This is a genomic window from Teredinibacter haidensis, from assembly GCF_014211975.1.
GTDB classification, from domain to species: Bacteria; Pseudomonadota; Gammaproteobacteria; order Pseudomonadales; family Cellvibrionaceae; genus Teredinibacter; species Teredinibacter haidensis.
Map to the genome: position 1 here is coordinate 308736 of NZ_CP060084.1, position 14053 is coordinate 322788.

10 protein-coding genes are annotated in these 14053 nt (G+C 55.0%); all 10 read left to right on the forward strand.

What is annotated here, in order from left to right; translation table 11 throughout:
• The first annotated feature begins 7 nt into the window (after positions 1-7).
• The 10 genes from H5715_RS01265 to H5715_RS01310 all read left to right on the forward strand — a co-directional run bounded on the left by H5715_RS01265 (position 8) and on the right by H5715_RS01310 (position 14051).
• Positions 8-670, forward strand: coding sequence for a phage baseplate assembly protein V (locus tag H5715_RS01265; RefSeq protein WP_075185950.1), 663 nt, complete (start codon positions 8-10; stop codon positions 668-670).
• Positions 671-868: 198 nt separating this feature from the next.
• Positions 869-1225 (forward strand): hypothetical protein, encoded by a 357-nt coding sequence (locus H5715_RS01270; protein ID WP_221892328.1) that lies wholly within the window; start codon positions 869-871, stop codon positions 1223-1225.
• A gap of 60 nt (positions 1226-1285) precedes the next feature.
• The gene (locus H5715_RS01275) at positions 1286-1765 is read left to right on the forward strand and encodes a GPW/gp25 family protein (protein WP_075185948.1); all 480 of its coding nucleotides are present in this window, start codon (positions 1286-1288) and stop codon (positions 1763-1765) included.
• Positions 1765-3615 carry a baseplate J/gp47 family protein gene (locus H5715_RS01280; protein WP_075185947.1) on the forward strand — a complete coding sequence of 617 codons (1851 nt, stop codon included), beginning with the start codon at positions 1765-1767 and terminating at the stop codon, positions 3613-3615. The genes H5715_RS01275 and H5715_RS01280 overlap by 1 nt, the downstream gene beginning before the upstream one ends.
• Before the next feature lie 2 nt (positions 3616-3617).
• A complete protein-coding gene (locus H5715_RS01285; RefSeq protein ID WP_075185946.1) occupies positions 3618-5354 on the forward strand; it encodes a hypothetical protein in 1737 nt (578 codons plus the stop codon).
• Between the two features lie 67 nt (positions 5355-5421).
• Positions 5422-6135: a carboxypeptidase-like regulatory domain-containing protein gene (locus H5715_RS01290; RefSeq protein WP_075185945.1), complete on the forward strand. Its 714-nt coding sequence runs from the start codon at positions 5422-5424 to the stop codon at positions 6133-6135.
• 87 nt (positions 6136-6222) lie between these two features.
• Positions 6223-6804 carry a hypothetical protein gene (locus tag H5715_RS01295; protein WP_075185944.1) on the forward strand — a complete coding sequence of 194 codons (582 nt, stop codon included), beginning with the start codon at positions 6223-6225 and terminating at the stop codon, positions 6802-6804.
• Between the two features lie 29 nt (positions 6805-6833).
• Positions 6834-8540: a hypothetical protein gene (locus H5715_RS01300; RefSeq protein ID WP_075185943.1), complete on the forward strand. Its 1707-nt coding sequence runs from the start codon at positions 6834-6836 to the stop codon at positions 8538-8540.
• The gene (locus H5715_RS01305; RefSeq protein WP_075185942.1) at positions 8537-10363 is read left to right on the forward strand and encodes a collagen-like domain-containing protein; all 1827 of its coding nucleotides are present in this window, start codon (positions 8537-8539) and stop codon (positions 10361-10363) included. Before H5715_RS01300 ends, H5715_RS01305 begins: the two co-directional genes overlap by 4 nt.
• Position 10364: 1 nt before the next feature.
• Positions 10365-14051: a beta propeller repeat protein gene (locus H5715_RS01310; RefSeq protein WP_075185941.1), complete on the forward strand. Its 3687-nt coding sequence runs from the start codon at positions 10365-10367 to the stop codon at positions 14049-14051.
• Positions 14052-14053: the final 2 nt, after the last annotated feature.

The following is a 14053-nucleotide window of genomic DNA, read 5'->3' on the forward strand; positions in this document are numbered from 1 at the left end:
ATGGCAGATGAGTGAATTAATCGACACCCTTAGGGCCATAGTGCGCGACGAACTGTCACGAATGAGAGCGCCGGAAATGGGCATAGTGGCGGCGGTATATCCTAACGATACTGATGGCAATAACCATCAAGTGGATGTGCGCTTGCGCAACAGTGGCGTTGAACTAATGCGTGTTCCAGTCACTGTCCAGCGTTACGGCTTATCGGCGTTGCCCAGGGTTGACGATGCGGTGGTGGTGGTATTTCTTGGTGGCGATTTAAATGCGCCCATGGTGATTGGCTGTGTCTATAACGAAGAGCACAACCCGCCGGAAGCTGCCGCCAGTGAAATGGTTTATCAGATACCCGACGATGGTGGAGAACGGCATCTGTATGTGGAGTTACCCTCGGGTATGAGTATTACCGTCAATGATGAATCGATACAAATTACTGCTGGCGGAACCGAAGTACAGCTCGAGCAGGATGGTGATTTAAAAATCGTTTCGGCGGCCAATATCGATTTTCAGGCGCAGGGCGATATTAGCCTTGAAGCTTCCGGCAAGCTGAATCTAAAGGCGTCTCAGGATGTGAACATTCAGGGGATGAACGTAAAGAACCAGGCAGATGTGCAGCTGGAATGTAAAGGTTCGATATTGAAGTTTGGCGGTATGGCCCAGTTCAGCTCAAGTTAGCGTGTTAATTAAACGGGGCCGGCTGCCCATAAGTTTGGATATATGAATTTGGCGTTTACGGATGCGACCGTCGCCAGCAGAGATGTATTCACGGCATGTCGCGGTGGTGAATGCCAAGCGTATGTTCGCGCGTTGCGCCTTGCTCTGATAACGGCGTTTATTTGATTGCCTATGGGGCAGTCGTGAAATTGGGTGTATTTGTTTATACGGAGAAATTCCATGTCCAAACCGCCGGTTTCCATTGGTTGCGCCGTGGTGTTATCGCCGGGTATGACGGGGCCGCCGGATGCGGGGGTGATTACCACCATCCTGCAGTCGACGGTGACATTCAACGGTATGCCTTTGGCGGTCGCTGGCTCGCTGTGCCAGATGATTAACTCGTTAAGTGGTGCGCCCTATATGTTGCCGATTGGTTCACTTGGGGTGTCCACCGGATTTACTGTTGATGGTATGGGACTGGTGCGAATGGGTGACCAGATTCCCAGCGGGCCGGGGATTTTGAGTATTCTCGGGCCGCCGGCAAATCCAATGCTGCTGGACGGCTGGCCGCCTTAATACAATTGTTTTTAACGTCGAAAGAAACGGAAACAAAAAAACGCGAATAGGATAAAGATAGTGGCAAATAGCGGTACAGAATATCTCGATGAAATTCTAGGCCTCGATCTGTGGTTGGACTATCGCAGTACGCCGGGCTATTGGGAAAACGCCGACCTGCGCGGTGAACGCGGCCCGGAAGCTAGCGCACAGATCGATCTGCGCGTGGCGCGAGGTGTTGATACTTTGCGACAGGCTATCACCAATCGTTTGAAAACCCATAAAGGCGAACTTGCGCCACTCGGGCACCCGGAATATGGCTCGCGTCACCACGAGCTTATTGGTGAACCCAATGTGGAGCGTACACGCAACCTTATCAAACTCTACATACTGCAGGCGCTCAAGCGTGAGCCGAGAATCGAAAAAGTACTTAAGGCCGAAGTGTCGGCGCAACACAATCCACCCCGAGACGTTGTGCGCATTGAGCTGAGCGTGAAAGTGGTACGTGAGGCGTTGCCACTGGACATTATTGTTCCCTTTAATTTAGAGGAGAGTACGTAATGAGCTACGTAGCGGAGCCTTACGCCCAATTTGTTGATGACTTGCTTGTTGGCTTAACCGGCGGGCATGTACGTGAAACCTTCCGCATGTTGGACGAGGAGTCGCCCTTTCGTCTGAGTTCAGATAGCGGCATAAAACCTAACACCTTGCGGGTTTATGGACAAAAAGAGAGCACCGATGATAGCTATGTTTTTCAGCGCTTTACCCTGAATGTCGATTACGAATTATCCAATGGCCGCGATGTGGTCTGGAAAACCAAAGAGGGTGGGCTGCCAGCGGTTGATGCAGTTTGGCCTGCCGAGGGCACGACTTTCTATGTTAACTACGAAAGTGCGCGTAGTGGCTTTGACGGGCCACTGCTTAGTGATCGCAGCCCCGGTAGTGTGACGCGCCTGTTGGCGGAAAGTATTGGTCGCGAATACGCGGTACTGTCCGGCCAGTTGGAAAAAGTTTACGAGGCCGGTTTTTTAGAATCGGCAACAGGACGTGACTTGGATAATCTGGTGGCGCTGGTTGGTATTACCCGCTGGGGCCGTGATGTGGCTGAGGGAGCCGTGAGTTTTAGTCGCAATACTCCGGCGCCAGCCGATATCACCATTAGTTCCGGTACTCGACTAACCACCGGTGATGCGCCCGCCCGCGTTTTTGAAACCACGGCGACAGCCACCCTACAGCGTGGGCAGCTGAGTGTGGAGGCGCCAATACAGGCCACTGCGACGGGAAGTGACGGTGTTGTGGAAGCTGGAAAGATTGTTGCGATTAACCGTCCTGTACTGGGTATTGATGCGGTTAGCAACGATGAGCCCACCTTATTTGCAGCCAACAAAGAAAGTGACGAAGCCCTGCGCCTGCGAGCCCGTCGTGCCTTAGAAAGTGCTGGTCAGGCAACCGTGGGAGCCCTGCTGGGGGTACTGACCGGGCTGCCGGGTGTTCGGGAAAAAGACATTCGTTTTACCGAAGACCCTATCGAGCATCCCGGCATTGTTAACCTTGATATCGCGCTGCCGGAACTCAGTACGGAAAAGGCTGAAGACTACAAGCGCAGCGCTATTCAATTACTGGAAGAAACTCGCCCTGTCGGGGTACGCATTCGCCACACCATCGAGGCGGCTCTGCCGCTTGGCGCGGCGACCCCCACTGGTGGACAGGACACGGCTTTGGGCGATGGCCCTCCGGTGTCTACCGGAACCCTGGATGAAAACCTACACATGTCGGTGGATGCCAATGTGATTGTTCAGCCGCTATTGCAGAACCTGACACCGAGTGAACGGGAATCCCTGGTGAGTGCAGCAACAACGGTCGCGGAAAATTTTATTGCCGAGGCGGGCCTGGGTGAAACGCTGGTCTACAACCAACTGGTGGCCTTGCTGATGGATATTGACGGAGTGCTAGATGTCGCGTTGGAACTATTTCCCACCTCAGAGCACACCGGCCCGCGCACACGTAATGTATTACCTAGTGATGTTGGTGCGCGGCCGGTAGTTGGGACCATTGATGTGCAGATCGGCAGTTCATTGGTGGCGCTCGACCTGGAAGTAACTCTGACCATGGAAGGTGCGGGCACCATAGGCAATGCCGAGAGCAATATCACCAGCGCCGAGAAAGAAATTCAGAGCGATGTGCAAAAGGGGCTCAATCAGTTTAGCGGCAGCCAGGTTGATCCAGTTGCACTGCTGGCACTGATTCCTGCATCAGACACTTATCAAGTCTCGAGTGTTGGCTATGACAGGGTGGAATATCTGGATATCGGTATCAAAATCGATGTACCAGATATACCGTTGCCCTATACCGGCTTGGAGCGATTTTGGGTGCGTTCCGTCAAGGCCCAGGAAGCTGGGGCGGGGGCCTGATTATGAGTGTCGCGCTGAATGGACGCACCAAACGGGTTCTGGAACGTTTTCCCTATCACCTGGAGGCCGCGAGCCCGGGAAAGCTCCTGGCTAATGTTACCCGGGCTTTGGTACGTGATCAGGACGTGCAGGCGGCGGATCTTCAGGGTATTCGCCTGGCTCATCGTCTGTACGAAGCCAGAGAGCTGATAGACCTGCTGCGTATCGGTGCCCTGCACCATATCACTCGTATCGAACTCGCTCTACTGTTCCAGCGTTTCACCGAGGCTCGTGAGCGCTTCAGCGCATTGCGCACAAATGTTAACAGTGATGGTGATCTAGCCGAACGGGAGGCCCTCGCAGATGCGTTTTTGGCTCTGTGGCCCATACCCGGTGAAATGCCCTTACGTGTATTTAGCGACGATCCTGCCGGCAGTGACCCGATCGATATTGCGCTAGCCGCTGAGGGCCTGATTCAAACCGGCGCAAAAGCGGTGGGCACCCAAGCGTTGTTGGAGGCGGTGCGCCAGCGCATTGGCGTTATCGCCGCCACCCACCGAGTGGGCAACGGCACCGTAAGGGCATTGTTGCAAGGGGCAGCGAATTGTCTTGATCTAAAACTGGGGGCTATAGAGCACAGTGACGATCGCTTTTGGCATGCAGCATCGGTAACCGACCGGGTGGCGCTTCACCGTCCTATAACGGGTACAGACAAAACCGAAGCGATTAGCCCTGGGTTGGAATTTTTGGGTATCGAAGAAAACCCCAAGCGTGTGGCAGAGTTTGGGCCGCGTAATGTTAGGCACACGCAGCGGTTTCATTTGCTGCGCAAAGGTTTTGAAGATGCCCTGCTGGAAATTCGCATCCGTGGTGTTGGTTTGCGCACGCTTAGCCCGATGCTGGTGAATCGTGACGCGGGGCATGGCGTCGGCATATTTGGTGCAATACCCGACGGTGTGGAAGTGATCTTCACTCAGGGCGGTAGGGTAGTAATGAACGGCAAGGATGTCACCAGTCGCTGCTACGCCTGGCAGGGAGCCTGTTTTGCCGAGCAGCCAGCGGAGCAAGTCTATGCGAAAGGTGCCGGCCTCAGCCAGAGCAAGGATTTTGTTTTTGCCGATGAAGGCGAAGGTAACGGCAGCAATACCAGCTGTTTCGTTAACGTCACACCCGCCAAAAACCTCGATCGGGAGGCAAAGTTTCCCCATGCCGGCGACAGCCTGCCCATGCCAAGCGTAGGCATAGGTAAAACCCGCTTCGCCTTCTTTGTGCAACATGGACACTTCGCCGCATTGCGCAAGGCTATGCCACCGCTGCCGGACGGTATTTTTGGCTCAGACCCCTTTGCCTCCACTCACCCCTTGGTGTTAGCCGACCGCGAACTGGTAACACCGCGTTATGGTGCGGCGATTGCCGATGCTTCGTTGTTTTCGAATGCGAGCGGTTACGACGAAAGCACCAAGCATTCGGCCGAAATACATCTGCGTTGGTTGGAGCGCCAAGCCTATAAAGTGCGCCTGTTTGTACCCCAACGTTTTATCGGTTTCGACGAAAGCGAAGGCGAGCTGGTGAAGCAGACTATCAAGCTCGGCATTGAACGTTTCCGCCCGGCGGGTATAGACGTTGAAGTGCAGTATATCGATGAGAAGTGGGTGTTGAGCGATGCCGATCTGCCCCATGAAGATGCTTCCCTCGACAGTGCAATCAGCCGCATTCGCTCGCAAACAATATTAAATCCGGTGCCGGGTCTAGAGGTATAAAAGATTATCAAACGGAACTAAAAAACATAACCCCAACGCAAACTGATTCTCGAAAAGAGGCAGAGTTATGGAACTAAAAGAATTTACCGCGAAAGAGGTCGCCCCCGGCGAACCCATAACCGCGCAGGCGTGGAATGAACTGGTGGGCGGCATTCGTTCGCTAAATGAATTTGTCGCGGCCAGCCAGAAAACCTCCCTCGAAGTAACTTTAGGTAATGTCGATATCGACCTTTCTAAGGTCCGTGTGACGGCAGAGCGAGATGATGGCTGGCTAGTAGAAGCCGCGGTGAACAGTGAAGACGTTTTTGTATTTACTTCTCTACCTGCGGGCGCCTTTATTGTAACGGCCAGCGCACCCGGGTTTAGTGCGGCTACGCAAAATATCACGGTACCTACAGAGAGCAGTGTGCAGCTTACCATGGCCCAGAGTGGTGCCTTTATGCCAAACGTGACAGGCGTGGAACTGGGCACAGCACTTAACCAGTTAAGTGAACTCGGCATTGCCGTGGGACGTTTAATTGACGTTGTTGGCCGGGAATTAGCGCCAGCAAAACCCGATTCCGAATACTTGCGCCAGCCTTTGCTGGTACAGCTTCCCGATCCCGGTGTTCCGGTGTTGCCGAGTGACAAAATTTCGCTGGTGGTTTCCACCGCGCTCCAGGTTGACGATTCAGTAGAAATTCCGCCGCTAACCGGGCTTACGCTGGCCGAAGCGCGTAAAACGCTGGAATCACTTGGTTTGCGGTTGGGTGATGTGGAAACACGACAGAAGGGCGTTTAAGACGGTAGGCACCGGTTTGCTAAACGGCCTGTATAGGGCAAGAGTAAGCGCATAACCGTTTGCGTAACTAAATGCAGGGGACAAAAAATGGCATCTTTTAATTTTTCAAATGATATTACCCGCGCGTCGGCGGCTGTCGCTAATACTCGGTTTGCGGCACAGCCACAGACGGAAAAACTGGTGTTTGTAGAGCTGGAGGACGAACCGGCAAAAGCCAATGTGTTGCGCGAAGGCAAGCAGGTGCCCTCGGTGATACCTGAAAAATCCAGAGTTTTAGAAGCCTTGGGCGGCATGGATATCGTACAGCCGACGAAAAAACCGCGGGTGTTAAACCAGAGTATTGAGCCGGGCGTAAGAGTTACCGTTGGCACAACCATCGACCTAGTAATGGCTCCGCGTGACGACGTGAATATCGGGGTTTTTTCCGATGTTCACGTGGCTACCAAAGACGTCAGTGTGGGAGTGATGGTTGAGAAACTTCAGACAAATAATGAACTTGTTAATCTCGCACTGAAGTACAACAAGGTTGCTGATGTTAGCGAAACCGATAAGGTCCGAATGACCGAGTTATTTGTAGAAACCGCCGAAATACCGGTAAACGAAGGTGTCGCGGGCCAGGGCTTTGAGCATGCTTTCAATAGCATGCAGGTAGCGCTGGCGTTTCAATAGCAGAGTCAGAAAAGAAAAAGGGAAGCGCAATGGCTATTTCGGTAGGGAACGGCGGTTATTCTGGGAAGCGGCTACACGTATCGGCATCCCAGGAGCCCCACCGCGTGCAGCTTGTTGAAGAGCAACTCGCCTATGCGGTGCAAAACCCACCGATTAAAGTGATTACCGCCAATGGTACCAGCAGCGCCAGCACCAGCGTAACCCTGCCTGCCAATGCGCTAGTGGATGAATACCTAGTCAAAGTGCAGGCCGCCCGCGCAGGTTACACGGAGGCAAAGCTTGCGGGTGAAGTTCGGCAAAGTAGCTCGAGTCCATTGGAGGTCGTAATTGACTTCGGTGCCATGGTTACGGTTAGCGGGATTCGGATACCGTATATTGTTACTGATTACAGTGCCCATGCTTGGCTGGGTTCAAAGTTTGATTTGCTCAATGATGTAAGCCGAGTACTCAAAAGTCGCCCTGCGGACGCCCGCTACGGAAGTGATAGCGATGTGCCGGTGGTTTATTCGTTTGCGCAGGAGATCCGTACCGAGCGCTTGTTGTTAATCTTTCCGGACAGCATTTCCTTTGCCACTGTACAGGACAAACTGGAATTATCCCTGCCCGACCTGCCGTCAGACCTTGCCATCACTTTGAATGGAGGTGTGCCGGTTTGGCAGTATGCGGGCATGGTTCAGCCGGGAGTGGCGAGTGAGCTGGGTGAAGAGCAGTGGAGTGATAATGCCGTTTTGCTCGTATCATTGACGTCACCGTTACAAGCTCTTGCTGGCGATGCTACCCGTAGTGATTCAATCCCCTTGACGATAGAGCTTACCTCAAAAACTTCGGGTTACTTGGATATAGACCGGTACAGCCACTCCTTGCGCCTGTTGCACCGGCAAAGCTTTAACAGCGAGTCGGATCTCAATTTCGATTATGTAATGGAAGGCAAGCTTGCCATAGCGCTTGATTCACCTGGCACCGGCCAGGCTAAACCGCCGCTTTTGGGTGTACAGCTGAAGTTATCTGCAGACTTTCCTTTGCAGCGTGCACTGCCACCACTGGGAGCAGCCGCCAACGGTATTTGCGAACTTGTGCTAGGCAACGGCAAGGCCGCTTGTGTGCGGCTCGATGACATTGATCCCCTGGTGCAAATCTCCGGTATACGGATTCCTCTCTCGACGCCGAGCACGCGCGCAGAAGCACGCGTTGTGTTGTGGCGAGGTAAAGACGAGGCGCCCACGGAAGCGATCGAGGCGGGGGTTAGTGCTCCTCAGAGTTGGAGCGGTGAAGATGAGCAATGGCTGAGCTTTGACTTTGCCGAACCCATTGAAAGTAGTGATGCCGATGTCTTTTGGGCGGCGATTATGGTTGAGCGGGGAGAAGTCTCCTGGGCACTGGCGGCGGCTAACAACAGCGGGCACTATCCGGTGCGTCTGGGTGCGCCCTCGGGGCCCTGGCGTGCGCTACCGGCTATTTTTGCCAGCGACACCAGCCTTGGTTTAGTGGCCGGTCGCCTGCATGTGCTTGGATTCGCCGCCGAAACTAAGCCTCTGGCCCCGTTACAGCTCAGTTTGAATACCAACAGTACACCAATTGAACTCACACCCACCAAAGACGGCGTGAGCGTGCAATTGTTACTTGATAATCCCAACGGAAGTTCGGTTACCAGTGCTGAACTGACCATCATCAGCCGCGCTCTTGGCAATCTGGCCGTCAGCGAAGTTGATGTGATTACAAAGGAGATAACGGTATGACAGAAGACGCGCACAGCCGTTTTATCGACGGGCAAAAAGTCACGTCCCTGCATCTACAGCATTTGCAGGATCGCCTGCGCGAGGGCATTGCCGATATTCGCAGCTGTATTGGTTTGGGCCGTGTCGCTTGGGGCCTGAAAGCCGAGTTGGCCGACGGTGACATTACTGTACAGCCCGGTGCGGCCTTTGCCCGCAGTGGCAGTAGGCTTTCTATCGACGAGGTTGCCCAGGTGAGCCTGCCTGCCGATGGTGCGCCTTGGCAGTTAGTGCTGCGAGGGGAAAACCAGGATATAGAAGCCCTGCGTCACAATGGTGCTTCGACGGTGATTAACCTCGTACCGCAATTGGCGGTAGAGCCTTCCGGCGATGCGGATGTGAATACGCTGATTCTGGCCACCATTGATCTTGTCGATGGTGCCGCGCAGCTGCAGCAGGACCCGGAAATATTCGCTACCACCGGCCACCATAATCACACCGGAACTTGGCGTCAGAATGCTCTGGGCCAATGGCTCTACGACGGGCCCACGGTAAGCAGCGACCAGCCCAGTCTGCCGGGGCCAAGGGGTGAGCAGGGGCCGGTTGGCCCGGCCGGGCCGCAGGGCCTGCGAGGCGAAGCGGGGACGACCGGTGCTCAAGGCCTGCAGGGCGAAACTGGTGCTCAGGGGCTGCAGGGTTTAAAGGGCGATAAAGGTGATCCTGGTGCTAAGGGTGATTCCGGCGCACAAGGTTTGCAGGGCGATCCTGGCTTACAAGGCACGCAGGGTGACGCCGGCTCCCCCGGGCCACAAGGCATACAAGGTTTGGTCGGCGCAACAGGTTCCCGCGGTCCTGCGGGTGCTCGTGGTGATAAGGGTGAAGCTGGGTTGCGCGGAGAGACGGGCCCCAAGGGTGATATTGGCGTTCAGGGGCTTCAAGGTGATAAGGGCGATACCGGTGCGCTAGGACCTGTTGGACCGCAAGGTGAAATAGGTGATGAAGGCCCGGTAGGCCCGCGTGGAGACCAAGGCGAACAAGGACTTCAGGGCGAGCGAGGCTTAGTGGGGCCGCAGGGTGAGGAAGGGGAGCCGGGACCGATAGGGCCGCAAGGTCTACAGGGTGAACAGGGTGAGCGGGGGAGCACGGGCCTACAAGGCATACAAGGTTTGCAGGGGCTTCAGGGTGAGCAGGGTGATACTGGGCTGCGTGGAGACAAAGGTGATCCGGGGGTGGCCGGGCCGCGAGGGTTGCCAGGTCCTGTCGGAAGCGTTGGTCCATCGGGGGAGAAGGGCGATACCGGTGCCGCTGGCCCAAAAGGTGATCGAGGCGAACAGGGGTTACAGGGGGTTCGCGGGCCTCAGGGATTGCCGGGCGTGGGGTTTGACGCCGATGTCCCTGTGATCAGGAGTATTAGCTGGCCACACGACCAAATTGTTGAGCTGGATAGAGCGTTGGATCTCTTGGTCGAGTTGAGGCTAGGTATGTCTTCGCCAGCATCGTCTGAAACAGACAAAGCGCAGCCCCAGGTTGTGCAGGTATTGTTCGAGCCCGGTGTGTTGGAGAATGAGCCCACCGCCGTTATCAGAGTGTTGAAGGGGCGCACACAAATTAAATCCATGGAGATTACCTGGGCTGGCCCCAGTAATCGTGACGATCTCTTCAAGATGATTAGTTCGGGTATTACCGGAAATGAAAACGGACGTGTGTGGGTAAGAGTCAGTTGCGGCGGTATATTGGATGAAAAAGACCGACCACTTTCGTCAAGCCCTGGTGTGCTATACGGCCGGGAAATGGTGGGTGTACCGGGGGGCATATTTGAAAGCTGGTTTTACATAGGACGCGGATAACATGCCGCTAGAGGATGGAAGCCGTCACGATAACCCATCGGCTCGAGTCGATTATTTACTCCGGCGATCGGGGTCGGTAAGCCCTTGGGATTTTAACCGCTTAACGGACGAAGCTGTGACCCACGCTGCAGATAACGGCCGCCGGGATAGTCTCGCTTCCTCTCGTGCTTGGCGCCCCCTTGGCCCAAGGAATTTGGGTGGACGAATTCGTTGTTTGGCTCAAGATGAGCGCGATCCGGATACCGTCTATGCAGGCAGTGGTCACGGCGGTTTGTGGCGCACACGCGATGCCGGTGATACTTGGGAGGTGCTAGATTACCTCGACCCGCCGGGCGTGCATCACGGTGTACCCATTGGCGCCGTGGCCATCAGTTACAGCAATCCGGAAATTCTTTACATAGGCACAGGTGAGCCGACGCGCTCGCCGCCCGCTGGCACGGTGCGGGATATTCCCGGCAACGGTCTCTATTGGTCTACAAACGGCGGCGAGAGCTTCCAGCAGATTGATGAACCCGATATTGGAGAGGGCGATATAGGCGCCAGCCAATACGAAACCATTGTGGTCGACCCTTGGGAACCGAAGCGCCTGTGGATAGCGAGCCCAGATCGAGGCTTGGCGCGCGGGATTCCTCCCGTATTCGGCGGTACCCCTAACTTCCATCGCGATAATATTGATCATGCGGCCGCTCCAGCCGCCGGCAGCCAGCAGGCGTCCGATATTTGGGTGGATTTCGGCGCGAGTCGAACCACCCCGCCCACCACGGTTACCGTTTACGCAGCACTTTGGGGTAATGGTGTTTATCGCGCGGTGTACAACCGCAATAACGATAGCTGGCAAGGTGCAACGGGTTCTGTTTGGACGCAAATCACACCGGCTTTTCCTGCGGGGTTTACACGCATAAAAATATCGGTGTGCCGCCAACAGTCTAACTGGATTGCCGCCGTTGCAGGTCTTGGTGCTGCTGACAATACAACCAACGTTTTCCTGTCGAACAATCAGGGTAACGCAGCCAGCTGGGTCGATACCGGTTCGCGAGCGGCGGCTGGCGACACGGGTACTCAGGCCTCTTACGATTTGGTACTGGGCGTTCACCCGTCCAACCCTGCGATTATTATTACCGGTTCTGTCGAGCTTTTTTTAGGACGGCACAATGCTGTCGCCAGCACCACCGTGTGGTCGCGAATTCTCAACTGGCAGCAACACGATCTGGGTGACAGGGCACAGCATGCAGATCAGCACGCATTACTTTTCGATGCTGCAGATCCGCGACGTATCTGGGTAGGAAACGATGGTGGTCTGTCGTCTTCTGTGAACCTGGGCACGACTTGGCGGGAGCGTGGCTTGGGGATTAATGCCGCGCAGTTTTACGATATTTCCAGTCATCCCACATACCCTTACATTTACGGCGGTGGCTTGCAGGATAATGGCACCTGGCTGAGTTATGGCGGGCAAACCTGGTACCACGTTAATGGGGCAGACGGTGGGGAGGTCGCATTCGACCCGACAAACCCGCGCAATTTTTTTGCCACCTGGCAGGGTGGGTTTGACCAAACGACTATTCAGAGCATTGTTGCAGCAATTGGTAGCAACAATTATATGAATCGCCTGCCTGATGTGCCTCAGGTGGGCGGCAACGATGTTAACCAGCAGGCTGCACTCACTGTGGCCGGAACAGGAATCGCCGGCGTTCACGGGGCGACCTTTGTCGGCATTATTGCCCAGCATCCAACCCTGGCCAATCATGTGCTTGTGGGGCGCAATGGAGCCGCTTATTTATCCACCAATGGGGTTAATTTTAATCAGGTCAACACGGGTGCCTTCACGGGGGCAAACGATCCGGTTTCAAAAATTGTTTACTCCCCGCAAACCCCCAATACCAACTGGTGGGTGGCTACAGAGCAGGGGCAGCTGTTTTTTACTAACGATGCCAATGCAACAGCCTGGACGGAACTGGCTGCGGCAGCTTCGGCCACCGTACACGACTCAGATCCTGCGGTTACAGTACAGTCCGCTGGTAACTACATTACCGGCGTTGCGGTCAACCGCAGCAATGACGCAATTATCGCTATTTCGGTTACCCTGAGAACGTCCGTAGGTGGCGCGCAGGGTTTTGTTTTTTTAAGTGGCGATAGGGGCGTGACCTGGTGCGAAATTTCCGGTCGTTGCGATCCTTGTAGTAGTGGCGGTAGTGATCAGCTAAACCCCTCGGCCGCCACGGCCCTGGTGTTCGATCCTGGCAGCTCCACCAATGTGGCCAATACCCAAACCCTATATTGCGGCACCATGGCGGGTGTTTACGTGATACGTAATGCCATTGCCCCCTCGGGTTCTATCACCAATTTTAACCCTGAGTGGCACACCTTTAACGGCGGACTACCGCTTACGCTGATTTTCGATCTCGAGTCTGTCACCTTTCAGGATGCCGGTGGCACAGCGCAAAATTTGTTGCGCTGTGCCACCCACGCTCGCGGTGCCTATGAGTGTGACTTGGGCGGGGCACCGCCTGTAAAGCTACTGATTCGCGATAATATTGTTGATGACGGGCGCCGCTACGCCGCTGCCCACCAGGTGCCAAATAATCACGATCCAAGGATGACTGCTGGTGCTACAGCGGTGATGCAGTTAAATCGCGCGCTGGATCTTCGTATCGATACTCCGCCTTACCGCTACTTCGGCAGCGCCATGGACGGGTTGGAATTTGACGAACATTTGCGCAGCCAGTCGCTGGCGGCGGGTAAAAAAAACATCGTTTACCTACAGTTGAATAATGTTGGCAGTGGCCGCTCTACGAATGCTCAGCTCAATATTTATTGGGCGCAGGCTTCCGGTGCGCCCCTACAAGCACCGGATCTGCAGGCGGATTTTTGGACGCAGTTTCCCAATGTGGAAGATGGCGGTGTCTGGCAGAAAGTGGGTGGTAAGCAAATCAACTCTCTGCCGTCGGGGCAGCCGTTGGTGGTGGGCTTTAAATGGAATGTACCCGGGCAATTGACCGGCGAAATAGCACTATTGGCGATTGCTAGCGACCCCGATCAGGATGCGCTAAATACCGCCGGGCTGGGGCTTGTGGTAGACCCGGCAAAAGCGGGCAGTTTTATCGGTACTGAGCGTCGAACCGCATTGCGACAAACCCCGGTTTTACCCGCGCCGCCAGACGCTTTGTTGCGCGACGGTTTTGACGACCTGGGCAACCTGGGTGAAACTGCCTGGGGTGCGCGCAGCCACGACATCATTGTGGTTCACGCCGCCGACCCAACCCCTGCCGCAACCTTCGCTGATGGTACTGACCTACGTAAAAGTGATGTGCTCGATGGCAGTGAGACTAACCATATCTATGTGCGGGTGAACAATGCTGGTAGTCGTCCGTTGAGTAACGTCGCGGTTGAGGTATTTGATATTCCTTTCGCCACCCTGGAAGACCCCAGTACCTGGGTAACTCGCGGCACGGTAAATCTCGCCAATATTGCTGCCAATACTTCGGCGATTATGCCCGCTATTCAATGGCCCACCCCTGCCGATCCTGCGCCAAACAATGGCTATCTACTGTTTGCGTTGGTTCAGGCCGATGGTGATCCGCGTCCGGATTTTTTGGCGCGTGTAGACAGTCTCGCGAGCGTATGGGAAATGGTGCTGGAAGCAGTTGATAGTGGTAATGCCGTTTTGCGCGGTATTAAGTGGCAGAGCTAGGA